Raw genomic sequence first — 24,795 nt, 5'->3', positions numbered from 1 at the left:
ACTCCGCGTACCTCTTCGGTATGACGGCGGGGCACCGATTCTCGCCCATCCAGTAGGGGTTGGGCCGCCACGGGCCCTGGGGGGCCGTCAGCCGGCGCGGTGGACCACCGCGTCGCACATCTCTTCCAGGGCGAGCTTCGCGTAGCACTCGGGCAGCGGCCGCAGCGTGGCGCGCGCCTCCTGGGCGTACCGGACGGTGTCGCGGCGGGCCTGTGCCAGCGCCGGGTGGGCGCGCAGCAGGCGCAGCGCCTCGGTGAGCGTGTCCGGGTCGCTGAGGTCGCCGTCGAGCATCTCGACGAGGGCGAGGTCGTCCGGCTTGCCGTCGGCCTCGGCCTGCGCCCTGAGGTGGAGGACGGGGAGGGTCGGGATGCCTTCGAGGAGGTCCGTGCCGGGGGTCTTGCCGGACTCGTGGGAGTCGGAGGCGATGTCCAGGACGTCGTCGGCGAGCTGGAAGGCGACGCCGAGCCGCTCCCCGTACTGGGTGAGGATGTCGGTCGTGGACTCGTCGGCGCCTGCCATCATCGCGCCGAAGCGGCAGGCGACGGCGATCAGCGAGCCGGTCTTGCCGCGCATGACGTCGAGGTAGTGCTCGACGGGGTCGCGGCCGTCGCGCGGGCCCGCGGTCTCCAGGATCTGGCCGGTGACCAGGCGCTCGAACGCCTCGGCCTGGATGCGGACGGCCTCCGGGCCGAGGTCGGCCAGGATGTGCGACGCGCGCGCGAAGAGGAAGTCGCCGGTCAGTACTGCGACCGAGTTGCCCCAGCGGGAATTGGCGCTGTCGACGCCGCGCCGCACGTCGGCCTCGTCCATGACGTCGTCGTGGTACAGCGTCGCGAGGTGGGTCAGCTCCACCACGACGGCCGCGGGCACCACGCCCGGGGCGTCGGCGTCGCCGAACTGGGCGGCGAGCATCGCAAGCAGCGGCCGGAACCGCTTGCCGCCCGCGCGCACCAGGTGCTGCGCGGCGTCCGTGATGAAGGGCACGTCGCTCTTGGTGGCATCGAGCAGGCCCGACTCGACAGCAGCCAAACCGGCCTGGACACCGGCTTCAAGAGCCTGGTCCCGCACGCTCAGTCCGAACGGCCCGACGACGGTCACGAGGGGATCTCCTGTCTGCTGACGATCACACGGAATGTCGATGTGTCGTTGTCATCACTCAAGTCAGCGTATCCGGTCCCCTTTGGATCACCGTGGGCGCCTTCCCGCCGCCGCCGGTATGTTCGGGATCAGCTCATACGATCAGGAGTTGCCGCTTTGTCCCGCACAGCAGCAGACACCGAACCGGCACAGCCGCCCCCGGCGGACGACCACGCCTTTTTCGGCCAGCCCCGGGGTCTGATGACCCTGTCCGGCCTGGAGGTGTGGGAGCGGTTCTCGTTCCTGGGCATGCAGGCGATCCTGGTCCTCTATTTCGCGGACACGGTCGCCAACGGCGGCATGGGCATGGAGGCCGGGACCGCAGCCTCCGTCTCCGCCGCGTACGGCACGCTCGTCTATCTGGTGTCGGTGGCCGGCGGCTGGCTGGCCGACCGCATCCTGGGCTCGTACCGGGCCGTGCTGTACGGCGGCGTTCTGATCGCCTGCGGGCATTACGCCATGGCGGTGCCCACCGACGCCATGACGTGGGTCGGCCTCGGGCTGATCAGTGCCGGTACGGGGCTGCTGAAGCCCAATGTGGCGACCATGGTCGGCAAGCTCTACCGCACGGACGACGAGCGGCGGGACGCGGGCTTCGCCCTCTATTACATGGGCATCAACATCGGCGCGTTCCTCGGCCCGCTGATCACCGGCTGGCTCGGTGACCACGCGAGCTGGCACTGGGGCTTCTCGGCCGCCGCCTTCGGTATGACGCTGGGCCTCGTCCAGTACGTGGCGGGCCGCCGTCACCTGGCCGGGCGAAAGCACGCCGCCGAATTCGCGCTGGCCCCCGGGCCCATGCGCCGGGCGGTCCTGCTCATCGTCGTCGGGGCGGTGGTGGTGGCGGCCGTCGCGACCGCGCTGGCCCTGGCCGGGTGGCTGACCATGGACCGGTTCGTGGACGTGCTCACCCTGATCTCGGTGATCGCGCCGGTCGTCTACTTCGCGGTGATGTTCCGCAGTCCCCGGGTCACCCACGAGGAGCGCGGCCGGCTGCGCCCGTACGTGGTGCTGTTCCTGGCGTCCGTGGTGTTCAACTTCATCCTCTTCCAGGCGTACTCGACGATGATGCTGCTGGCGTCGGCCAACGCCCGTACCGAGATCTTCGGCTTCCACTTCCCGGCGAGCTGGTACGCCTCCGCGCTCGGCGCCTTCGAGGTGCTGCTCGCCCCGGTGGTCGCGGCCGTCTGGGCGAGGATGGGGACCCGCCAGCCGCACGCGTCCAACAAGATCGCGATCGGGGTGATCCTCGGCGGTCTCTCGTTCCTGCTGATGGTCCTGCCCACCTCCGGGCACACCGGCGACACGTACAAGATGGCCGCCTGGTGGATCGTCGGCTCCTATCTGCTGCTCGGGCTCGGCGACATCCTGCTGGAGACCTCCGGCATGTCGGCGACGACCAAGCTCGCCCCGAAGGCGTTCGCCAGCCAGACCATGGCCCTCTGGTTCCTCTCGCTGGCCCTCGCCAACGGCGTCCAGGCCCAGATCGTGAAGCTGTACGGCGAGGTGTCCAACCCCGCCTACTTCGGTGTCAACGGCGCCATCGCGGTGGTGGCCGGTGTGGCCGTCATCGCCGCCGCCCCCTGGCTCAGGCGCACTATGCACCCCGTCCACTGAGGTACGCCCATGCACATCCAGACCGCGTTCCCGTACGAGACGACCCGTGAGGACCTCTATATCCCGCTCGCGGACGGCACCCAGCTGTACGCCCGGATCTGGCGGCCGGTCACGGAGGAGCCGGTGCCCGCGCTCCTCGAATACCTGCCGTACCGGCTGAGCGACTGGACCGCGCCGCGCGACTGGCAGCGCCACCCCTGGTACGCCGGGCACGGCTACGCCTCCGTCCGGGTGGACGTGCGCGGCCACGGCAACAGCGAGGGCATGCCGGGCGACGAGTACGACGCGACGGAGCTGGCGGACGGGGTCGCGGTCGTCCACTGGCTGGCCCAGCAGGAGTGGTGCTCGGGCCGGGTCGGCATGTTCGGGATCTCCTGGGGCGGCTTCAACTCGCTCCAGATCGCCGCGCTGGCCCCGGAGCCGCTGAAGGCGGTCGTCACGGTGTGCTCGGCCGACGACCGCTACGACAACGACGTCCACTACATGGGCGGCTCGGTCCTCGCCGTGGACATGCACGCCTGGGCGGCCACCATGCTGGCCTTCGTCTGCCGCCCGCCCGACCCTGCGGACGTCGGCGACGACTGGCGGCAGATGTGGCTGGACCGGCTGGAGGCCGTGGACCCCTTCATCCACACCTGGCTCTCCCACCAGACCCGGGACGCCTACTGGAGGCACGGCAGCGTCTGCGAGGACTACTCCGCGATCAAGGCGAACGTCCTGGCGGTCGGCGGCTGGCACGACCCGTACCGCGACACCGTCCTCCGTCTCGTCGAGCACCTGGACGCGGCGAAGGTGCGCGGGCTCATCGGCCCCTGGTCGCACCAGTACCCCGACCGGGGGCTGCCGCCCGGACCGGCCGTCGGCTTCCTCCAGGAGACCCTGCGCTGGTGGGACCAGCACCTGAAGGACGAGGACACCGGCGTGATGGAGGAGCCGCTGCTGCGCGCCCGGATCAGCGAGTCGCACCGGCCCGCCACGGTGTACGAGACGCTGCCCGGCCGCTGGGTCGGGGAGACCGGCTGGCCCTCGGAGAACGTCACCCCGGTGGCGTACGCCCTCCAGGGCGGGCCGCAGATCGTCCACTCGCCGCAGCAGACCGGGCTCGACGCCGGACGGTTCTTCCCCTTCGGCAACGACGCCGACCTGCCGCCGGACCAGCGCGACGAGGACGCCAAGTCGCTCTGCTTCGAGTTCCCGGTCGCGGACGCGCCGATCGAGATCCTGGGCCGGCCCCGGGTGAGGCTGCGCATCAGGATGGACGTGGAACGCGGCCAGGCGATCGCCCGGCTCTGCGACGTCGCCCCCGACGGCTCGTCCACCCTCGTCACGCGCGGCGCGCTCAACCTCGCCGCCCGCAACGGCCGCGACCGCACCGAGGACTGGACTCCCGGCGCCACCGAGGACGTGACCTTCGAGCTGAACGGCATCGGGCACACCTTCCCGCCCGGCCACCGCATCCGGCTCGCCGTCTCCTCCTCGTACTGGCCCTGGATCTGGCCCCAGGCGGGCTCGGCCGGCTTCACCCTGGAGGCCGACGGCAGCCTCGTCGAACTCCCCGTGCGCCGGCACACCGAGGACCCCGCGATCCGCTTCGATGAGCCCGAGCAGTCCGAACCGCTGGGCGTGGTCTTCCCGGAGACGCTGGACGCGCCGCGCCCCGAACGCCTCGTCGTCCGCGATGTCGCGAAGGGCGAGTGGCGGCTGGAGGTGGACCCCCGCTACGGCGGCACCCGGGTCTACCCCGACGGGCTCGAGTTCACCGAGGACGCGCTGGAGACGTACACGATCCAGGAGGACGACCCGCTCTCCGCGCGCACCCGGTCCGACTGGACGATCCGGCTGCACCGGCCGGAGATGTCCTGGGACGTGCAGATCGACACGCGCTCGGAGATCACCGCCGACGCGGACGACTTCCACACGGTCAACGAAGTCGTCTGCACCGAGGGCGGCGAGGTCGTCTTCCACCGGACCTGGGAGAAGAGCATCCCGCGCACATCCGGGTGACGGGGCATCCGGGGCTTACTTTCCGGGGCAATGGGGATGGTTGGGACACCACCCGGGTGGGAGCCGTCAGGCACACCGCCCGGGGCGACGGCCCCGACGTAACGTGTCACCCAAGCGACCCGGAAAGCGAGGCAGCGACCGATGCCCGAGCAGAGCAGCCCGCTCGATGTGGCCGAGGGCCATCCCTTCGGCCCGCACAACCTGCCGTACGGCGTGTTCTCCACCCCCGACCGGCCGGAGCGGCGCGTCGGCGTCCGCATCGGCGACCACGTCCTGGACGCCGGGGCCGCCGCGCTCGCCCTCGGTTCGCCGTACGCCCAACTGCTGGCCAAGACCGACCTGACGCCCCTGCTCGCGGCCGGGCGCACCGCCTGGCGCGATGTGCGCCGTGCGCTGACCGCCTGGGTCACGGTCCCCGCCCACCGCGCGGACATGGAGCCCCTGCTGCACCCGCTGGACGCGGTCACCCTGCACCTGCCGTACCAGGTCGCGGACTACGTGGACTTCTACGCGAGCGAGCACCACGCTACCAACGTGGGCCAGATCTTCCGGCCCGACGCCGACGCGCCGCTCACCCCCAACTGGAAGCACCTGCCGATCGGTTACCACGGGCGTGCCGGGACCGTCGTGGTCTCCGGCACCGACGTGGTCCGCCCGGCGGGCCAGCGCAAGGGTCCGGCGGACCCGGCGCCCGTGTTCGGCCCGTCCGTGCGGCTCGACATCGAGGCGGAGGTCGGCTTCGTCGTCGGCACCCCGTCCGAGCAGGGCACGGCCGTGCCGCTGGCCGACTTCCGGGAGCACGTCTTCGGGCTCTCGCTGCTCAACGACTGGTCGGCGCGCGACATCCAGGCCTGGGAGTACGTGCCGCTCGGCCCGTTCCTCGGCAAGTCCTTCGCCACCTCCGTCTCCGCCTGGGTGACCCCGCTGGAGGCCCTGGACGCCGCCCGCACCGCCCCGCCCGCCCGCGACTTCCCGCTCCTCCCCTACCTGGACGACGCGGACGAGGACGAGCCCGGCGGCTACGACCTGCGGATCTCCGTCGCGATCAACGGGCAGGTCGTCGCGGAGCCGCCGTTCTCCACGATGTACTGGACGGCCGCCCAGCAGCTCGCCCAGATGACGGTCAACGGCGCCTCGCTGCGCACCGGCGACCTCTACGGCTCCGGCACCGTCAGCGGCGCCGAGCCGTCCCAGCGCGGCTGCCTGCTCGAACTCACCTGGAACGGGCGCGACCCGCTGGAACTGCCCGACGGCAAGCGGACGTTCCTGGAGGACGGCGACACGGTGACGATCACCGCCTGGGCCCCGGGGCCGGACGGCACCCGGGTGGGGCTGGGCGAGGTCACGGGGCGGGTGGTGTCTGCGGGGTGAGCCGGAGGCGCCAGGGGGCGGTCAAGGACGCGTGAGTCGTTCACACGTTCAGGGGAGCCGCTTCCGGTTCCCTGCGGATACGCTGAAAACTCCGCGAGACTCCGTTCATGGGAGCACTAATGAGCGTCGAACCCGAGGCCCCCGAGCCGCGGTGGGCGGTCCCGCCCGAGGGCGGCTGGACCGCCGATGACCTGGACACACTCCCGAATCTGCCTCCGCACACGGAGCTGATCGACGGGAGCCTTGTTTTCGTGAGTCCGCAGACCCTTTTCCATTCGCGAGCGGTCAGCTTCTTCGAGTGGCAGCTGCAGTCGCTGGCGCCGCCCGACCTGGAGGTCGTGCGTGAGTTCACGATCGACATCGACCGCTACAACCGGCCCGAGCCCGACGTGATCGTCATCGACGGTGAGATCGTCCACGATCCGCGTCAGACTCGCTTTCCCGCCGGGTCCGTCCAGCTCGCGATCGAGGTCGTGTCGGACGAGTCCGTCACCCGCGACCGGGAGACCAAGCCGGTGAAGTACGCCCGGGTGAAGATCCCGCACTTCTGGCGGGTGGAGAACCATGACGGCCGTGCCGTCGTCTACGTCTTCGAGCTGGAGCCCGCCACCGGTGCCTACACCTCGACGGGGATCTTCCACGACCGGATGAAGGTGTCTGTCCCCTTCCCGGTCGACCTCGACCTCAGCGCCATCACGCCGCGCCGCCGGGCGGCGGACTCCCAGTAGGGCCCGCCGCGCGTCCCGCCCGCCTCACTCGTACTCCGGGGGCTCCTCGCCCCAGCCGAACTCGGCGTCGTCGTGGGGGGCCTCCTGGGCGGGGGGCGCGGTCTCGGCGGGCTCCGGGGCCCGGGGCGCCGCCGGAGTGGCCCGATCCGGGGCGGCCGCGCGCTCCGAGGGCTCTGCGGTGAGCCCCGACAGGACCTCCAGCACCCCCTCCCCGTACGTCGCCAGCTTCTTCTCGCCCAGGCCGCTGATGCCGCCCAGCTCGCCGAGGGTCGTCGGGCGGACCGTGGCGATCTCGCGCAGGGTCGCGTCGTGGAAGATCACGTACGCCGGGAGGCCCAGCTCCTTGGCCTGGGCGGCGCGCCAGGCGCGCAGGGCCTCGAAGACCGGGACGGCCGTCTCGGGGAGGTCGGCCGCCGCCGCCTTCGGCTTGCGTTCGCCGCGGCCGGATGAGGACGAGCGGGAGGCCGTCGGCTTCTTGGGCTCCTTGCGGAGCTGGACCTCGCGCTCGCGGCCCAGGACCTTGCCGCTCTCCCCGGTCAGGACCAGCGTGCCGTACTCGCCCTCGACGGCGATCAGGCCCTGGGCGAGGAGCTGGCGGACGACGCCGCGCCACTCCGCCTCGGCCAGCTCATCGCCGATGCCGAACACCGAGAGCTGGTCGTGGTCGAACTGGATGACCTTGGCCGTCCGGCGGCCGAGCAGGATGTCGATGATCTGGCCGGCGCCGAACTTCTGGCCGCGCTCCCGCTTCAGCCGTACCACCGTGGACAGCAGCTTCTGGGCGACCACCGTGCCGTCCCAGGTCTCGGGCGGGGTGAGGCAGGTGTCGCAGTTGCCGCAGGACGCGGTGGTCGGCTCCTGGCCGAAGTACGTGAGGAGCTGGGCGCGGCGGCACTGGGCCGTCTCACAGAGGGCCAGCATCGAGTCCAGGTGCGATGCGGCCCGGCGGCGGAAGGCCTCGTCGCCCTCGCCGCCCTGGATGAGCTTGCGCTGCTGGACGACGTCCTGGAGGCCGTACGCCATCCACGCCGTGGACGGGGCGCCGTCGCGGCCTGCGCGGCCGGTCTCCTGGTAGTAGCCCTCGACGGACTTCGGCAGGTCCAGGTGGGCGACGAAGCGGACGTCCGGCTTGTCGATGCCCATGCCGAAGGCGATCGTCGCGACGACGACCAGGCCCTCCTCGCGCAGGAACCGGGACTGGTGGGCCGCGCGGGTCCCGGCGTCCAGGCCCGCGTGGTAGGGGACGGCCTCGATGCCGTTGCGGCAGAGGTACTCGGCGGTCTTCTCCGTGGAGGCGCGGGAGAGGCAGTAGACGATGCCCGCGTCCCCGGCGTGCTCCTCCTTGAGGAAGGTGAGCAGCTGCTTCTTCGGGTCGGCCTTGCCCACGATCCGGTACTGGATGTTGGGGCGGTCGAAGCTGGCCACGAAGTGCTCGGCGTCGGGCATGCCGAGGCGCTGGGTGATCTCGCGGTGCGTGGCGCCCGTCGCCGTGGCCGTCAGGGCGATGCGCGGCACGTCCGGCCAGCGCTCGCCAAGGACCGAGAGGGCCAGGTAGTCGGGGCGGAAGTCGTGGCCCCACTGGGCGACGCAGTGCGCCTCGTCGATGGCGAAGACGGAGATCTCGCCGCGGGCCAGCAGCGCCAGCGTGGCGTCCAGCCGCAGCCGCTCCGGGGCGAGGTAGAGCAGGTCCAGCTCGCCCGCCACGAACTGCGCCTCCATGGAGCGGCGCTCGTCGAAGTCCTGCGTGGAGTTGATGAAGCCGGCCCGCACGCCGAGCGCCCGCAGCGCGTCGACCTGGTCCTGCATGAGGGCGATCAGCGGGGAGATCACGATGCCGGTGCCCCGGCGGACCAGGGACGGGATCTGGTAGCAGAGGGACTTGCCGCCGCCCGTGGGCATGAGCACGACGGCGTCCCCGCCGGCCACCACGTGGTCGACGATCGCCTCCTGCTCGCCGCGGAACGCCTCGTAGCCGAAGACACGGTGCAGGGTCCGCCGCGCCTCGCTCTCGGTCGCACCGGGGGCCCCGCCCGTGGTCACATCCGTGGTCATGCCCGTCACGCCCGTCCCGCTCATCGCTCTGTCCCCCGATACCGCTCCCGCTGCGTCCCAGCGCTCTCCCCTGCCACGATAGGCGCCGCCTGTGACAACGCCGGACGGGCTTGACTTCCCCTGGGGAATGCCAAGCCCGTCCGGCGTTCTCGTACCGCTGTTTCCGCTACCGCACGAACGTCCCCGCCTGGCTCGCCAGGTCCAGGAAGTACTGCGGGGCGAGGCCCAGCACCACGGTGACGGCCACGCCGACCGCGATGGTGGTCATCGTCAGCGGGGACGGGACGGCGACCGTCGGGCCGTCCGCCTTCGGCTCGCTGAAGAACATCAGCACGATGACCCGGATGTAGAAGAACGCCGCGATCGCCGAGGAGATCACACCGACCACGACCAGGCCGCCCGCGCCGCCGTCGGCCGCCGCCTTGAACACCGCGAACTTCCCGGAGAAGCCCGAGGTCAGCGGGATGCCCGCGAAGGCCAGCAGGAACACCGCGAAGACCGCCGCGACCAGCGGCGAGCGGCGGCCGAGCCCGGCCCACTTCGACAGGTGCGTCGCCTCGCCGCCCGCGTCGCGTACCAGCGTGACGACGGCGAAGGCGCCGACCGTGACGAAGGAGTACGTGCCGAGGTAGAAGAGGACGGACGAGATGCCGTCGGGGGTGGCCGCGATCACACCGGCCAGGATGAACCCGGCGTGCGCGATCGAGGAGTAAGCCAGCAGTCGCTTGATGTCGGTCTGGGTGATCGCGACGACCGCGCCGCCCACCATCGTGACGATGGCGATGCCCCACATGACCGGCCGCAGGTCCCAGGTGAGCCCCGGCAGCACCACGTACAGCAGGCGCAGCAGCGCGCCGAACGCGGCGACCTTGGTGGCCGCGGCCATGAAGCCGGTGACCGGGGTCGGGGCGCCCTGATAGACGTCCGGGGTCCACATGTGGAACGGGACGGCGCCGACCTTGAAGAGCAGGCCGGTCAGGATCATCGCGCCGCCGATGAGCAGCAGCGCGTCGTTGCCCATGGTGTCCGCGAGCGCCGGGTCGATCTTCTGGATCGAGCCGTCGACCACGGTCGCGATCTGCCCGTACGAGACGGAGCCCGCGTACCCGTAGAGGAGGGCGATCCCGAACAGCAGGAACGCCGAGGAGAACGCGCCGAGCAGGAAGTACTTCACGGCCGACTCCTGCGACATCAGCCGCTTGCGGCGGGCGACGGCGCACAGGAGGTAGAGCGGGAGGGAGAAGACCTCCAGGGCCACGAAGAGCGTCAGCAGGTCGTTGGCCGCCGGGAAGACGAGCATGCCCGCCACCGAGAACAGCACCAGTGGGAAGACCTCGGTGGTGGTGAACCCGGCCCGGACCGCGGCCTTCTCGCTGTCGCTGCCGGGGATCGACGCGGCCTGCGCGGCGAAGGAGTCGACCCTGCTTCCATGCGACTCGGGGTCGAGCCGCCGTTCGGCGAACGTGAAGACCGCGACCAGGGACGTCAGCAGGATGACGCCCTGGAGGAACAGGGCCGGTCCGTCGACCGCGATGGCGCCCATCGCGGCGATGTGCGCCTTGGTCGTGCCGTACCCGCCGGCCGCCAGGCCGACCACCGCGGCGAACGCGGCGACCAGCGCGGCGACGGTCAGGAAGACCTGCGTGTAGTAGCGGGCCCGGCGCGGCACGAAGGCCTCGACGAGCACACCGAGGACGGCGACGCCGATCACGATCAGGACCGGGGTCAGCTGGGTGTACTCGATGACCGGGGCCTTGAACTTCTCGTCCGGGGCGGCAGATGTCACCCCGCTCGCCGTCGTCCACAGACTGTGGACAGCTGTTGCGCTCACTTGGCGGCCTCCACCTCGGGCTGGGGGTCCTTCTTCTGTACGTCCGACATGGTGTGCCGCACCGCCGGGTTGACGATCTCCGTCAGCGGCTTCGGGTAGACACCCAGGAAGAGCAGCAGCGCGATCAGCGGGACGACCACCACGAGCTCACGGGCCTTGAGGTCCGCCATGCCCTGCACCTCGGCCTTGACCGGGCCGGTCATGGTGCGCTGGTAGAGGACCAGGACGTAGATCGCGGCGAGCACGATGCCGGTGGTGGCGATGATGCCGACCGCCGGATACGCGGCGAACGCGCCGACCAGGACCAGGAACTCGCTGACGAACGGGGCGAGCCCCGGCAGCGACAGCGTGGCCAGGCCGCCGATCAGGAAGGTGCCGGCGAGCACCGGGGCCACCTTCTGCACCCCGCCGTAGTCGGAGATGAGGCGCGAGCCGCGCCGGGTGATCAGGAAGCCCGCGACCAGCATCAGCGCGGCCGTCGAGATGCCGTGGTTGACCATGTACAGCGTCGCGCCCGACTGGCCCTGGCTGGTCATCGCGAAGATGCCCAGGACGATGAAGCCGAAGTGCGAGATGGACGCGTAGGCGATCAGCCGCTTGATGTCGCGCTGGCCGACCGCGAGCAGCGCCCCGTACACGATGCTGATCAGCGCCAGTACGAGGATCACCGGCGTCGCCCACTTGCTGGCCTCCGGGAAGAGCTGGAGGCAGAAGCGGAGCATCGCGAACGTGCCGACCTTGTCGACGACGGCGGTCAGCAGCACCGCGACCGGGGAGGTCGCCTCGCCCATCGCGTTGGGCAGCCAGGTGTGCAGCGGCCACAGCGGGGCCTTCACCGCGAAGGCGAAGAAGAACCCGAGGAACAGCCACCGCTCCGTGCTGGTCGCCATGGAGAGCGAGCCGTTGGCACGGGCCTCGGCGATCTCGGAGAGCGAGAACGAGCCCGCGACCACGTACAGGCCGATCACCGCGGCCAGCATGATGAGGCCGCCGACCAGGTTGTAGAGGAGGAACTTGACCGCGGCGTAGGAGCGTTGCGCCGCCGCGTTCTCGTCGCTGCCGGAGTGCGCCCGGTCCCCGAAGCCGCCGATGAGGAAGTACATCGGGATGAGCATGGCTTCGAAGAGGATGTAGAAGAGGAAGACATCGGTGGCCTCGAAGGAGAGGATCACCATCGCTTCGACCATCAGGATCAGGGCGAAGAAGCCCTGAGTGGGGCGCCAGCGCGAGGATTTCGTCTCCAGGGGATCGGCGTCGTGCCAGCCGGCCAGGATGACGAAGGGGATCAGTAGGGCGGTGAGCGCCATGAGCGCCAGGCCGATGCCGTCGACGCCCAGTTCGTAGCGGACGCCGAAGTCCTGGATCCAGGCGTGCGATTCGGTGAGCTGGAAGCGGTCGCCGCCGGGCTCGAAGCGGACGAGCGCGATGCCCGCCAGGACCAGCGTGGCCAGCGAGAAGACCAGGGCCAGCCATTTGGCGGCGGTGCGCCGGGCGGCCGGGACGGCGGCCGTGGCCACCGCGCCGATCGCCGGGAGCGCCGCCGTCGCTGTCAGGAGGGGAAAGGACATGTGATCAGACCGCCCTCATCAGCAGGGTCGCGGCGATGAGAACCGCCGTACCGCCGAACATCGAGACCGCGTAGGAGCGGGCGTAGCCGTTCTGCAGTTTGCGCAGCCGGCCGGAGAGCCCGCCCATGGAGGCGGCCGTGCCGTTGACGACGCCGTCGACCAGGGTGTGGTCGACGTAGACCAGGGAGCGGGTCAGGTGCTCGCCGCCACGGACCAGGACCACGTGGTTGAAGTCGTCCTGGAGGAGGTCGCGGCGCGCGGCGCGGGTGAGCAGCGAGCCGCGCGGGGCGGCCACCGGCACCGGCTTGCGGCCGTACATCGCCCAGGCGATGGCGACACCGATGACGAGCGCCACCATGGTGGCCGCGGTGACGGTGGACGCGCCGATCGGGGCGTCTCCGTGGTCGTGGCCGGTGACGGGCTCCAGCCAGTGCAGGAAGCGGTCGCCGATCGAGAAGAAGCCACCGGCGAAGACCGAGCCGAAGGCCAGCACGATCATCGGGATCGTCATGGACTTCGGGGACTCGTGCGGGTGGGGCTCCGCGTGCTCGCCGCGCGTCTCGGCGGCGGGCTCGACGTCCGGCGCGTCAGGGGACGGTGTCGCCGTGCGGCGCCAGCGCTCCTCGCCGAAGAAGGTCATCAGCATCACGCGCGTCATGTAGAACGCGGTGATCGCGGCGCCCAGCAGGGCGACCGAGCCGAGGATCCAGCCCTCGGTGCCGCCCTTGGCGAAGGCCGCCTCGATGATCTTGTCCTTGGAGAAGAATCCGGACAGGCCCGGGAAGCCGATGATGGCGAGGTAGCCGAGGCCGAAGGTGACGAAGGTGACCGGCATGTACTTCCGCAGGCCGCCGTACTTCCGCATGTCCACCTCGTCGTTCATGCCGTGCATGACCGAACCGGCGCCGAGGAAGAGCCCGGCCTTGAAGAAGCCGTGCGTCACCAGGTGCATGATCGCGAAGACGTAGCCGATGGGGCCGAGCCCGGCGGCCAGGATCATGTAGCCGATCTGGGACATCGTGGAGCCGGCGAGGGCCTTCTTGATGTCGTCCTTCGCGCAACCGACGATCGCACCGAACAGCAGCGTGACCGCGCCGACGACCACGACGACCATCTGGGCGTCCGGGGCGGCGTTGAAGATCGCGCCGGAGCGGACGATGAGGTAGACACCGGCGGTGACCATGGTCGCGGCGTGGATGAGGGCGGAGACCGGGGTCGGGCCCTCCATCGCGTCACCGAGCCAGGACTGCAGCGGCACCTGGGCGGACTTGCCGCAGGCGGCGAGGAGCAGCATCAGGCCGATCGCCGTCAGCTTGCCCTCGCTGGTCTCGCCGGTCGCCTCCAGGACGGGGCCGTACGCGAACGTGCCGAAGGTGGTGAACATCAGCATGATCGCGATCGACAGGCCCATGTCGCCGACGCGGTTGACCAGGAACGCCTTCTTCGCGGCGGTGGCCGCGCTGGGCTTGTGCTGCCAGAACCCGATGAGCAGGTACGACGCCAGGCCGACGCCCTCCCACCCGACGTACAGCAGCAGGTAGTTGTCGGCGATGACCAGGATCAGCATCGCCGCGAGGAACAGGTTGAGGTAGCCGAAGAAGCGGCGTCGGCGCTCGTCGTGCTCCATGTAGCCGATCGAGTAGATGTGGATCAGCGTGCCCACACCGGTGATCAGGAGGACGAACGTCATCGACAGCTGGTCGAGCTGGAAGGCCACATCGGCCTGGAAGCCCTCGACCGGGATCCAGCTGAACAGCTTCTGGTGCAGCGCCCGGTCCTCGGCGCCCTTCCCCAGCATGTCGGTGAAGAGCACCACGGCCACGACGAACGAGGCGGCGGCGAGCAGGGTGCCGAGCCAGTGCCCGGCGCGGTCGAGGCGCCGGCCGCCGCAGAGCAGCACCGCCGCTCCGAGCAGGGGCGCCGCGACGAGCAGCGCAATCAGGTTCTCCACGATGCAAGCGCCCCTTACAGCTTCATCAGGCTGGCGTCGTCGACCGAGGCCGAGTGGCGGGAACGGAACAGCGACACGATGATCGCGAGCCCGACCACGACCTCCGCGGCGGCGACGACCATCGTGAAGAAGGCGATGATCTGGCCGTCGAGATTGCCGTGCATACGGGAGAAGGTGACGAACGCGAGGTTGCAGGCGTTGAGCATCAGCTCCACGCACATGAACACCACGATCGCGTTCCGCCGGATCAGCACCCCCGCCGCGCCGATGGTGAACAGCAGGGCGGCGAGATAGAGGTAGTTGACCGGGTTCACTTGGCGACCTCCTCTTCTTCTGTGTCCCGGCCGAGCCGCTCACCGGAGCGCTGCTCCAGTGCCTTGAGGCCGGCCAGTGCTTCCTGGGACACGTCGCGCATCTGGCCGCGCTTGCGCAGCGTCCGCATGACGGTCAGCTCGGACGGGGTGCCGTCGGGGAGCAGGCCCGCGATGTCCACCGCGTTGTGCCGGGCGTAGACGCCGGGGGCGGGCAGCGGCGGGAGGTGGTTGCTCCGCACGCGCTCCTCGGACATCTCCCGCTGGGTCTTGGCCCGTTCGGTGCGCTCGCGGTGCGTGAGCACCATCGCGCCGACGGTCGCGGTGATCAGCAGGGCGCCGGTGATCTCGAAGGCGAAGACGTACTTGGTGAAGATGAGGCTGGCGAGCCCCTCCACGTTTCCGCCGTGCGCGGTGTTGGCGGTGCCCAGGCCGTTGAAGCTCTTCAGCGAGGCGTTGCCGATACCGGCGATCAGCAGGACGCCGAAGCCGAGACCGCATCCGGCGGCCAGCCAGCGCTGGCCCTTGATGGTCTCCTTCAGCGAGTCCGCCGCCGTGACGCCGACGAGCATGACCACGAAGAGGAACAGCATCATGATCGCGCCGGTGTAGACGACGATCTGGACGATGCCGAGGAAGTACGCGCCGTTGGCGAGGTAGAACACCGCCAGGATGATCATCGTCCCGGCGAGGCTCAGCGCGCTGTGCACGGCCTTCTTCATCAGTACGGTGGACAGGGCGCCGATCACGGCGACCGTGCCGAGCACCCAGAACTGGAAGGCCTCGCCGGTCGAGGTCTGCGAGGCCGCTGCGGCCAGGCCGGTCATGCGTCCACCTCCTGCGCGGCGCCGTTGGTCCCGCCGGCCTCGTCGGACGACGGCTTCTCGCCCTTGGAGACGGCGGGCTGGCGCTCCGTACCGGGGGCGGCCTCGGTGACCACGCCCCGGTAGTAGTCCTGTTCGTCCATGCCGGGGAAGATCGCGTGCGGGCTGTCGACCATGCCTTCCTCCAGGCCCGCGAGCAGCTCGTCCTTGGTGTAGATGAGGCTCTCGCGGGTGGTGTTGGCGAGCTCGAACTCGTTGGTCATCGTGAGCGCCCGGGTGGGGCACGCCTCGATGCACAGTCCGCAGAGGATGCAGCGCGCGTAGTTGATCTGGTAGACGCGGCCGTAGCGCTCCCCCGGGGAGTACCGCTCCTCGTCGGTGTTGTCCGCGCCCTCCACGTAGATCGCGTCGGCGGGACAGGCCCAGGCGCACAGCTCGCAGCCGACGCACTTCTCCAGCCCGTCCGGATGGCGGTTGAGCTGGTGGCGGCCGTGGAAGCGGGGCGCCGTCACCTTCGGCGTCTCCGGATACTGCTCGGTGAGCCGCTTCTTGAACATGGCCTTGAAGGTCACGCCGAAGCCGGCCACCGGGTTGAGGAACTTGTCCTCCGAGTTCGGGGAGGACTGCGAGGACGCCGTCGACCCCGTCGGCCCGGTGGACTTCGCCGGCCTCTTGGACCCCGGCAGATCTGGCAGTTCAGGCACCGTCGGCCTCCTTTCCGTCACTCGGATCTCCGTCACTCTGAGTATCCACGCCACCACTGACAACGAGCTCCCGCTCGCGGCGCGGCCTGCGCCGCGGCACGGGCGGCAGGGTCTGTCCGGGCAGCGGTGGCACCGGGAATCCGCCGGCCATCGGGTCGAACGCCGGCTCGGGCCCGGCCTGTTCGGCGGCGGCCTTGTCCTTCTTGTCGCGGAAGATGTCGGCGACGAAGGAGATCAGCAGCACCGCGATCACGGCACCGGCCACGTAGAGCAGGATCCTGGAGAAGTCGTAGCCCTCGTTGCGCAGCGCCCGCACCGTCGCGACCAGCATCAGCCAGACGACGGAGACCGGGATCAGGACCTTCCAGCCGAGCTTCATCAGCTGGTCGTAGCGGACGCGGGGCAGCGTGCCGCGCAGCCAGATGAAGAAGAACAGCAGCAGCTGGACCTTGACGACGAACCAGAGCATCGGCCACCAGCCGTGGTTCGCGCCCTCCCAGAAGGTGCTGATCGGCCACGGGGCCCGCCAGCCGCCCAGGAACAGGGTCGTGGAGACGGCGGAGACGGTGACCATGTTGACGTACTCGGCGAGCATGAACATCGCGAACTTGATCGACGAGTACTCGGTGTTGAAGCCGCCGACCAGGTCGCCCTCGGACTCCGGCATGTCGAACGGGGCGCGGTTGGTCTCACCGACCATCGTGACGATGTAGATGATGAAGGAGACCGGCAGCAGGATGACGAACCAGCGGTCCTGCTGCGCCTCCACGATCTTCGACGTCGACATCGACCCGGAGTAGAGGAAGACCGAGGCGAACGCGGCGCCCATCGCGATCTCGTACGAGATCATCTGCGCGCACGAGCGGAGCCCGCCGAGCAGCGGGTACGTCGACCCGGACGACCAGCCGGCCAGCACGATGCCGTAGATGCCGACCGAGGCGACCGCGAGGATGTACAGCATCGCGATCGGCAGGTCGGTGAGCTGCATCGCCGTACGGTGCCCGAAGATCGAGACCTCGTTGTCCGACGGCCCGAAGGGGATCACCGCGATGGCCATGAACGCCGGGATCGCGGCGACGATCGGGGCGAGGACGTAGACGACCTTGTCCGCCCGCTTGACGATGACGTCTTCCTTCAGCATCAGCTTGATGCCGTCGGCGAGCGACTGGAGCATGCCCCAGGGGCCGTGCCGGTTGGGGCCGATGCGCAGCTGCATCCAGGCGACGACCTTGCGCTCCCACACGATGGAGAAGAGCACGGTCACCATCAGGAACGCGAAGCAGAAGACGGCCTTGATGACGACGAGCCACCAGGGGTCGTTGCCGAACATCGACAGGTCCTCGGCGGCGAGCACCGAATGGTGCGGTGCCGCGGCCAGTTGAGCGAAGGCGGTCACGCCCGCACCTCCGGTGTGACGTCGGGAGTACCGGCAGCGGCGGGGCCGATCCGGACCGGGCCGCCGGGGCGGGCCCCGGTCATGGCCGGCACGCCCCGCCCGGCCGAGTTCAGCGGCACCCAGACCACGCGGTCCGGCATGTCGGTGACCCGGAGCGGGAGTTCGACGCTGCCCGCCGGGCCGGACACCGCCAGCAGGTCGCCGTCCTTGACCCCGGTCTCCGCGGCCGTGGCGGCCGACAGCCGGGCCACCGCCTCGTGCCGGGTCCCGGCGAGCGCGGTGTCACCCTCCTGGAGGCGGCCCAGGTCGAGCAGCATCCGGTGGCCGGCGAGGATCGCCTCGCCGTTGGCGGGCCGGGGCAGCGGCTGCGCGGAGACGCGCGGTTCGTCCGCGTACCCGCCCTGCCAGCCGCCGAGGCGGTCCAGCTCGCGGCGGGCGGCCCTCAGGTCCGGCAGCGCGAAGTGGACGTCCATGGCGTCGGCCAGCATGTGCAGGACGCGCGCGTCGCCCGGGGCGAGGTTGCGGGTCATCTGGTCGGGCTTCAGCGCGGCCTCGAACATCCGCGCCCGGCCCTCCCAGTTGAGGAAGGTGCCGGACTTCTCGGCGACCGCGGCCACCGGGAACACCACGTCGGCGCGGTCGGTGACCTCGCTCGGCCGCAGCTCCAGGGAGACCAGGAAGCCGACCCGGTCCAGGGCCTCCAGGGCCCGCGCCGGGTCCGGCAGGTCCTCGGTCCCGACGCCGGCGACGACCAGCGCTCCCAGCTCACCGGTGGCCGCGGCCTCGATGATCTGGCCGGTGTCGCGGCCGAAGCGGGACGGGAGTTCGGCGACACCCCAGGCGGCGGCGACCTCGTCGCGGGCGCGCGGGTCGGTCGCCGGACGGCCGCCGGGCAGCAGCGACGGGAGCGCGCCCGCCTCCACCGCACCGCGTTCGCCCGCCCGGCGCGGGATCCACACCAGCCGGGCCCCGGTCGCGGTCGCGGCCCGGACCGCGGCGGTCAGCCCGCCGGGCACCCCGGCCAGCCGCTCGCCGACCACGATCAGCGCGCCCTCACCGCGCAGCGCCTCGGCCGCGACGGCGCCCTCGCCCTCCAGCCCGACGCCGCCCGCGATGGCGTCCAGCCACTCGGTTTCGGTGCCGGGTGCGGCGGGAAGCAGTGCGCCGCCGGCCTTCACCAGGCCCCGGGTGGCGTGCGAGGCGATGGAGAAGGTGCGCTGGCCGTTCTTGCGGTGGGCCTTGCGCAGCCGCAGGAAGACGCCGGGCGCCTCCTCCTCCGACTCGAACCCGACCAGCAGCACGGTCGGCGCCTTCTCCAGCGAGGTGTACGTGACACCGCTGCCGTCCAGATCCTTGCCGCGCCCCGCGACCCGGGCGGCCAGGAAGTCGGCCTCCTCGTCGCTGTGGACCCGGGCCCGGAAGTCGATGTCGTTGGTGTCCAGGGCGACCCGGGCGAACTTGGCGTACGCGTAGGCGTCCTCGACGGTCAGCCGGCCGCCGGTCAGGACACCGGTCCTGCCGCGCGCCCCGGCCAGCCCCTCGGCCGCCGCGGCCAGCGCCTCGGGCCAGCTCGCCGGTTCCAGCTCGCCCGACTCGCCCCGCACCAGCGGGGTGGTGAGCCGGTCGCGCTGCTGGGCGTAGCGGAAGCCGAAGCGGCCCTTGTCGCAGAGCCACTCCTCGTTGACCTCGGGGTCGTTGGCCGCGAGGCGGCGCATGACCTTGCCGCGCCGGTGGTCGGTGCGGGTGGCGCAGCCGCCGGCGCAGTGCTCGCACACCGAGGGCGTCGACACCAGGTCGAAGGGGCGGGAGCGGAACCGGTACGCCGCCGAGGTGAGCGCCCCGACCGGGCAGATCTGGATGGTGTTGCCGGAGAAGTACGACTGGAACGGGTCGCCCTCGCCGGTGCCGACCTGCTGGAGCGCGCCGCGCTCGATCAGCTCGATCATCGGGTCGCCGGCCACCTGGTTGGAGAACCGGGTGCAGCGCGCGCACAGCACGCACCGCTCACGGTCCAGCAGCACCTGGGTGGAGATCGGCACGGGCTTCTCGTACGTCCGCTTCTTGCCGTCGAAGCGGGAGTCCGCGTCGCCGTGCGACATCGCCTGGTTCTGCAGCGGGCACTCGCCGCCCTTGTCGCAGACCGGGCAGTCCAGCGGGTGGTTGATGAGCAGCAGCTCCATCACGCCGCGCTGCGCCTTGTCGGCGACCGGCGAGGTGATCTGCGACTTGACGACCATGCCGTCGGTGCAGGTGATGGTGCAGGACGCCATCGGCTTGCGCTGGCCCTCGACCTCGACGATGCACTGGCGGCAGGCGCCGACCGGGTCGAGGAGGGGGTGGTCGCAGAAGCGCGGGATCTCGATGCCGAGGAGTTCGGCGGCGCGGATGACCAGGGTGCCCTTGGGCACGCTGATCTCGATACCGTCGATGGTCAGCGTGACCAGGTCCTCGGGCGGGATCGCCGCTTCGCCGCCCCCGGAGGGCGCACTCGTGGTGACTGTCATGCGTTCACCCCCTGGGATGCGTTCTTGTCGTCGGCCCAGAGGGTCGATTTGGCGGGATCGAAGGGGCAGCCCTTGCCGGTGATGTGCTGCTCGTACTCCTCGCGGAAGTACTTGAGCGAGGAGAAGATCGGTGAGGCGGCGCCGTCGCCGAGTGCGCAGAACGACTTGCCGTTGATGTTGTCGGCGATGTCGTTGAGCTTGTCGAGGTCGGACATCCGGCCCTTGCCCGCCTCGATGTCGCGGAGCAACTGGACGAGCCAGTACGTGCCCTCCCGGCAGGGGGTGCACTTGCCGCAGGACTCGTGGGCGTAGAACTCGGTCCAGCGGGTGACGGCCCGCACCACGCAGGTCGTCTCGTCGAAGCACTGGAGAGCCTTTGTGCCGAGCATGGACCCGGCGGCGCCGACGCCCTCGTAGTCGAGGGGCACGTCGAGGTGCTCGTCGGTGAACATCGGGGTGGACGAGCCGCCCGGGGTCCAGAACTTGAGGCGGTGGCCGGGGCGCATTCCGCCGCTCATGTCGAGGAGCTGGCGCAGCGTGATGCCGAGCGGCGCCTCGTACTGGCCGGGGCCGACGACATGGCCGCTGAGCGAGTAGAGCGTGAAGCCCGGGGACTTCTCGCTGCCCATCGACTTGAACCAGTCCTTGCCCTTGTTCAGGATCGCGGGAACCGAGGCGATGGACTCGACGTTGTTCACCACAGTGGGGCAGGCGTACAGACCGGCGACCGCAGGGAAGGGGGGACGCAGCCGGGGCTGGCCACGCCGTCCTTCGAGAGAGTCGAGCAGCGCGGTTTCCTCACCACAGATGTACGCACCCGCGCCCGCGTGCACTGTGAGTTCCAGATCGAGTCCTGAACCCAGGATGTTCGTCCCCAGATAACCCGCCTCGTACGCCTCTCGGACGGCCTCGTGCAAGCGTCGCAGCACGGGGACGACCTCACCGCGCAAGTAGATGAACGCGTGCGACGACCGGATCGCGTAACAGGCGATCACGATGCCCTCGATGAGGCTGTGCGGGTTGGCGAAGAGGAGCGGGATGTCCTTGCAGGTCCCCGGCTCCGACTCGTCGGCGTTGACAACTAGATAGTGGGGCTTGCCGTCACCCTGCGGGATGAACTGCCACTTCATCCCGGTGGGGAAGCCGGCGCCGCCGCGGCCGCGCAGACCGGAGTCCTTGACGTACGCGATGAGGTCGTCCGGGGACATGGCGAGGGCCTTGCGCAGTCCCTCGTAGCCCTCGTGGCGGCGGTAGGTGTCCAGGGTCCAGGATTCCGGCTGGTCCCAGAAGGCGGACAGGACGGGCGCGAGCAGCTTCTCGGGGCTGGTCCCGTTCTGGTCGAGTTCGGTGGCCAACGTCATCACTCCCCCTCCTCGGCGGCGGGGCCGGCCGGGTGGTCCGGGTCGGACGCCGAGGTCTGCTGCGGCGCGTCGTGGGAGCTGAGGTGCTCGGCGCCCTTCTGCGGCTGGTCGCTGGGTGCCTCGCCGCGCGGGCTCACCACCCGGGCCTGCGGTGCGGCCTCGCCCTTGGCGAGCTTGAGGCCGATGAGCGAGGCGTGGCCCGCGCCGCCGGTGGCCGCGACGGCACCGGGGCGCTCGTCGGGGAAGCCGGCCAGGATGCGGGCGGTCTCCTTGTACGTGCACAGGGGCGCGCCGCGGGTGGGTTCGACGGTGCGGCCGGCGATGAGGTCGTCGACCAGCTGCGTCGCGCTCTCCGGGGTCTGGTTGTCGAAGAACTCCCAGTTGACCATCACGACGGGCGCGAAGTCGCAGGCGGCGTTGCACTCGATGTGTTCGAGGGTGACCTTGCCGTCCTCGGTCGTCTCGTCGTTCCCGACGCCGAGGTGCTCCTTGAGCCGGTCGAAGATCGCGTCGCCGCCCATCACCGCGCAGAGCGTGTTGGTGCAGACGCCGACCTGGTAGTCGCCGCTGGGCTTGCGCCGGTACATCGTGTAGAAGGTGGCGACCGCGGTGACCTCGGCGGTGGTGAGGCCGAGCATGTCGGCGCAGAACGCCATGCCCGTACGGGAGACGTAGCCCTCCTCGGACTGCACGAGGTGCAGCAGCGGCAGCAGCGCGGAGCGGCTGCCGGGGTAGCGCGCGATCACCTCCTTCGCATCCGCTTCGAGCCTGGCGCGCACCTCGGCCGGGTAGGCGGGGGCGGGGAGCTGCGGCATCCCCAGACTGACTTCCTGACGTGCTTCGGTCACCGGTCGACGCCTCCCATCACGGGGTCGATGGATGCGACGGCGACGATGACGTCGGCGACCTGGCCGCCCTCGCACATCGCCGCCATGGCCTGGAGGTTGGTGAAGGACGGGTCGCGGAAGTGGACCCGGTAGGGGCGGGTTCCGCCGTCCGAGACGACGTGGACGCCGAGTTCGCCCTTGGGGGACTCGACGGCGGTGTACGCCTGTCCGACGGGGACCCGGAAGCCCTCGGTCACCAGCTTGAAGTGGTGGATCAGGGCCTCCATGGAGGTGCCCATGATCTTCTTGATGTGGTCCAGCGAGTTGCCGAGGCCGTCCGGGCCGAGCGCGAGCTGCGCGGGCCAGGCGATCTTCTTGTCGGCGACCATGACCGGTCCGGGTTCGAGCCGGTCGATGCACTGCTCGATGATCCGCAGCGACTGGCGCATCTCCTCCAGACGGATGAGGAAGCGCCCGTAGGCGTCGCAGCTGTCGGCGGTGGGGACGTCGAACTCGTAGGTCTCGTAACCGCAGTACGGGTCGGTCTTGCGCAGGTCGTGCGGGAGGCCCGCCGAGCGCAGGATCGGTCCGGTGGCGCCGAGGGCCATGCAGCCGGTGAGGTCGAGGTAGCCGACGTCCTGCATGCGGGCCTTGAAGATGGGGTTGCCGGTGGCGAGCGCGTCGTACTCCGGCAGGTTCTTCTTCATGGTCTTCACGAACTCGCGCAGCTGGTCGACCGCGCCCGGGGGCAGGTCCTGGGCGAGGCCGCCGGGGCGGACGAACGCGTGGTTCATGCGGAGCCCGGTGATCAGCTCGAAGAGGTCGAGCACCAGCTCCCGGTCGCGGAAACCGTAGATCATGATCGTGGTGGCGCCGAGCTCCATGCCGCCGGTGGCGATGCACACCAGGTGCGAGGAGAGCCGGTTGAGCTCCATCAGGAGCACGCGCAGGACGGTGGCCCGGTCGGGGATCTGGTCCTCGATGCCGAGGAGCTTCTCGACGCCGAGGCAGTACGCCGTCTCGTTGAAGAACGGCGTCAGGTAGTCCATGCGCGTGACGAAGGTGGTGCCCTGCGTCCAGCTGCGGAATTCGAGGTTCTTCTCGATACCGGTGTGGAGGTAGCCGATGCCGCAGCGGGCCTCGGTGACGGTCTCGCCGTCGATCTCCAGGATGAGCCGGAGCACGCCGTGCGTGGACGGGTGCTGCGGGCCCATGTTGACGATGATGCGTTCGTCGTCGGACGCGGCGGCGTTCTCGACGATCTCGTCCCAGTCGCCGCCGGTGACTGTATATACAGTCCCCTCGGTGGTGGCTCGGGGCGTTGCATGGGGAGTGGTCATCAGGAGTACGACCTCCGCTGGTCCGGAGCCGGGATCTGGGCGCCCTTGTACTCGACGGGGATGCCGCCGAGCGGGTAGTCCTTGCGCTGCGGGAAGCCCTGCCAGTCGTCCGGCATCATGATCCGAGTGAGGGCGGGGTGCCCGTCGAAGACGAGCCCGAAGAAGTCGTACGCCTCGCGCTCGTGCCAGTCGTTGGTCGGGTAGACCGGGACCAGCGAGGGCAGGTGGCGGTCGTCGTCCGGCGTGGAGACCTCCAGCCGGATCAGCCGGCCGTGGGTCAGCGAGCGCAGGTGGTAGACGGCGTGCAGCTCGCGGCCCTTGTCGCCGGGGAAGTGGACGCCGCTGACGCCGGTGCACAGCTCGAAGCGCAGAGCCGGGTCGTCGCGCAGGGTCTTCGCGACGGTGACCAGGTGCTCGCGGGCGATGTGGAAGGTGAGCTCGTCCCGGTCGACGACCGTCTTCTCGATGGCGTTCTCGGGGACGAGGCCCTGTTCCTCCAGGGCGCCTTCGAGCTCGTCGGCCACCTCGTCGAACCAGCCGCCGTAGGGGCGGGAGGCGGCGCCGGGCAGGGCGACGGTGCGGACGAGGCCGCCGTAGCCGGAGGTGTCGCCGCCGTTGTCGGCGCCGAACATGCCCCTGCGTACGCCGATGACCTCGCCGTGCTCGTCGCGCGGGGCGGGTACGGCGGAGCCGTTGTGCTCGTCGCTCATCGCATGAGCCCCTTCATCTCGATGAGGGGCAGTGCGTTGAGGGCCGCCTCCTCCGCCTCACGGGCGGCTTCCTCGGCGTTGACCCCGAGCTTGGAGCCCTGGATCTTCTGGTGCAGCTTGAGGATCGCGTCCATCAGCATCTCGGGCCGCGGCGGGCAGCCCGGCAAATAAATATCAACCGGGACAATATGATCAACACCCTGAACAATGGCGTAATTGTTGAACATTCCACCCGATGACGCGCAAACGCCCATGGAGATGACCCACTTGGGGTTGGGCATCTGGTCATAGACCTGCCGCAGGACGGGCGCCATCTTCTGGCTCACCCGCCCGGCCACGATCATCAGATCCGCCTGCCGCGGTGAACCGCGGAAGACCTCCATGCCGAAGCGGGCCAGGTCGTAACGGCCCGCCCCGGTCGTCATCATCTCGATGGCGCAACAGGCGAGGCCGAAGGTCGCCGGGAAGACGGAGGACTTCCGCACCCAGCCGGCCGCCTGCTCGACGGTGGTCAGAACGAAGCCGCTCGGCAGCTTCTCTTCGAGTCCCATGGTGTGCC

Annotated in this window: 19 protein-coding genes; 4 read left to right on the top strand and 15 right to left on the bottom strand. The window is 70.3% G+C overall.

Features of this window, described 5'->3' with window-relative positions; translation table 11 throughout:
• Positions 1 to 87: 87 nt before the first annotated feature.
• Complete coding sequence (locus OG242_RS19010) at positions 88 to 1,098, bottom strand: polyprenyl synthetase family protein (protein ID WP_405899310.1); 1,011 nt, start codon at positions 1,096 to 1,098, stop codon at positions 88 to 90.
• A gap of 156 nt (positions 1,099 to 1,254) precedes the next feature.
• Between OG242_RS19010 and OG242_RS19005 the strand changes: the two genes are divergently transcribed.
• From OG242_RS19005 to OG242_RS18990, 4 genes are all read left to right on the top strand, one after another.
• A complete protein-coding gene (locus OG242_RS19005) occupies positions 1,255 to 2,754 on the top strand; it encodes a peptide MFS transporter (protein ID WP_405899309.1) in 1,500 nt (499 codons plus the stop codon).
• A gap of 9 nt (positions 2,755 to 2,763) precedes the next feature.
• Positions 2,764 to 4,758 carry a CocE/NonD family hydrolase gene (locus OG242_RS19000; protein WP_405899308.1) on the top strand — a complete coding sequence of 665 codons (1,995 nt, stop codon included), beginning with the start codon at positions 2,764 to 2,766 and terminating at the stop codon, positions 4,756 to 4,758.
• Positions 4,759 to 4,899: 141 nt separating this feature from the next.
• The gene (gene fahA / locus OG242_RS18995) at positions 4,900 to 6,129 is read left to right on the top strand and encodes a fumarylacetoacetase (RefSeq protein ID WP_405899307.1); all 1,230 of its coding nucleotides are present in this window, start codon (positions 4,900 to 4,902) and stop codon (positions 6,127 to 6,129) included.
• A gap of 119 nt (positions 6,130 to 6,248) precedes the next feature.
• Positions 6,249 to 6,857, top strand: coding sequence for a Uma2 family endonuclease (locus OG242_RS18990; protein WP_405899306.1), 609 nt, complete (start codon positions 6,249 to 6,251; stop codon positions 6,855 to 6,857).
• Between the two features lie 24 nt (positions 6,858 to 6,881).
• Here OG242_RS18990 and recQ read toward each other — a convergent pair whose 3' ends face one another.
• The 14 genes from recQ to OG242_RS18920 all read right to left on the bottom strand — a co-directional run bounded on the left by recQ (position 6,882) and on the right by OG242_RS18920 (position 24,787).
• Positions 6,882 to 8,909, bottom strand: a complete 2,028-nt coding sequence (gene recQ, locus OG242_RS18985; RefSeq protein WP_405901657.1) for a DNA helicase RecQ — start codon at positions 8,907 to 8,909, stop codon at positions 6,882 to 6,884.
• 166 nt (positions 8,910 to 9,075) lie between these two features.
• Positions 9,076 to 10,740 carry an NADH-quinone oxidoreductase subunit NuoN gene (nuoN, locus tag OG242_RS18980; RefSeq protein WP_405899305.1) on the bottom strand — a complete coding sequence of 555 codons (1,665 nt, stop codon included), beginning with the start codon at positions 10,738 to 10,740 and terminating at the stop codon, positions 9,076 to 9,078.
• Positions 10,737 to 12,308 (bottom strand): NADH-quinone oxidoreductase subunit M, encoded by a 1,572-nt coding sequence (locus tag OG242_RS18975; protein WP_405899304.1) that lies wholly within the window; start codon positions 12,306 to 12,308, stop codon positions 10,737 to 10,739. Before OG242_RS18975 ends, nuoN begins: the two co-directional genes overlap by 4 nt.
• 4 nt (positions 12,309 to 12,312) lie before the next feature.
• Positions 12,313 to 14,259 carry an NADH-quinone oxidoreductase subunit L gene (gene nuoL, locus OG242_RS18970; RefSeq protein ID WP_405899303.1) on the bottom strand — a complete coding sequence of 649 codons (1,947 nt, stop codon included), beginning with the start codon at positions 14,257 to 14,259 and terminating at the stop codon, positions 12,313 to 12,315.
• Positions 14,260 to 14,273: 14 nt separating this feature from the next.
• On the bottom strand, positions 14,274 to 14,573 hold the full coding sequence (gene nuoK / locus OG242_RS18965; RefSeq protein WP_018101339.1) for an NADH-quinone oxidoreductase subunit NuoK: 300 nt from the start codon (positions 14,571 to 14,573) through the stop codon (positions 14,274 to 14,276).
• Positions 14,570 to 15,397: an NADH-quinone oxidoreductase subunit J gene (locus tag OG242_RS18960; RefSeq protein ID WP_405899302.1), complete on the bottom strand. Its 828-nt coding sequence runs from the start codon at positions 15,395 to 15,397 to the stop codon at positions 14,570 to 14,572. The genes nuoK and OG242_RS18960 overlap by 4 nt, the downstream gene beginning before the upstream one ends.
• The gene (nuoI, locus tag OG242_RS18955; RefSeq protein WP_405899301.1) at positions 15,394 to 16,098 is read right to left on the bottom strand and encodes an NADH-quinone oxidoreductase subunit NuoI; all 705 of its coding nucleotides are present in this window, start codon (positions 16,096 to 16,098) and stop codon (positions 15,394 to 15,396) included. Before nuoI ends, OG242_RS18960 begins: the two co-directional genes overlap by 4 nt.
• On the bottom strand, positions 16,091 to 17,494 hold the full coding sequence (gene nuoH, locus OG242_RS18950) for an NADH-quinone oxidoreductase subunit NuoH (RefSeq protein WP_405899300.1): 1,404 nt from the start codon (positions 17,492 to 17,494) through the stop codon (positions 16,091 to 16,093). The genes nuoI and nuoH overlap by 8 nt, the downstream gene beginning before the upstream one ends.
• The gene (locus tag OG242_RS18945; protein WP_405899299.1) at positions 17,491 to 19,998 is read right to left on the bottom strand and encodes an NADH-quinone oxidoreductase subunit G; all 2,508 of its coding nucleotides are present in this window, start codon (positions 19,996 to 19,998) and stop codon (positions 17,491 to 17,493) included. Before OG242_RS18945 ends, nuoH begins: the two co-directional genes overlap by 4 nt.
• Positions 19,995 to 21,359 (bottom strand): NADH-quinone oxidoreductase subunit NuoF, encoded by a 1,365-nt coding sequence (gene nuoF, locus OG242_RS18940; RefSeq protein ID WP_405899298.1) that lies wholly within the window; start codon positions 21,357 to 21,359, stop codon positions 19,995 to 19,997. Before nuoF ends, OG242_RS18945 begins: the two co-directional genes overlap by 4 nt.
• Positions 21,359 to 22,174 carry an NADH-quinone oxidoreductase subunit NuoE gene (nuoE, locus tag OG242_RS18935; protein ID WP_405901656.1) on the bottom strand — a complete coding sequence of 272 codons (816 nt, stop codon included), beginning with the start codon at positions 22,172 to 22,174 and terminating at the stop codon, positions 21,359 to 21,361. The genes nuoF and nuoE overlap by 1 nt, the downstream gene beginning before the upstream one ends.
• Positions 22,175 to 22,203: 29 nt before the next feature.
• Positions 22,204 to 23,526, bottom strand: coding sequence for an NADH-quinone oxidoreductase subunit D (locus tag OG242_RS18930; RefSeq protein ID WP_266532260.1), 1,323 nt, complete (start codon positions 23,524 to 23,526; stop codon positions 22,204 to 22,206).
• The gene (locus tag OG242_RS18925; RefSeq protein ID WP_405899297.1) at positions 23,526 to 24,236 is read right to left on the bottom strand and encodes an NADH-quinone oxidoreductase subunit C; all 711 of its coding nucleotides are present in this window, start codon (positions 24,234 to 24,236) and stop codon (positions 23,526 to 23,528) included. The genes OG242_RS18930 and OG242_RS18925 overlap by 1 nt, the downstream gene beginning before the upstream one ends.
• A complete protein-coding gene (locus OG242_RS18920) occupies positions 24,233 to 24,787 on the bottom strand; it encodes an NADH-quinone oxidoreductase subunit B family protein (protein ID WP_018101348.1) in 555 nt (184 codons plus the stop codon). Before OG242_RS18920 ends, OG242_RS18925 begins: the two co-directional genes overlap by 4 nt.
• Positions 24,788 to 24,795 lie beyond the last annotated feature (8 nt).

Source organism: Streptomyces sp. NBC_00727, assembly GCF_045161745.1.
In the GTDB taxonomy this organism is placed as follows: Bacteria; Actinomycetota; Actinomycetes; order Streptomycetales; family Streptomycetaceae; genus Streptomyces.
Note: the sequence above shows the minus strand (reverse complement) of the source record. Positions and strands in the feature narration are given on the sequence as shown.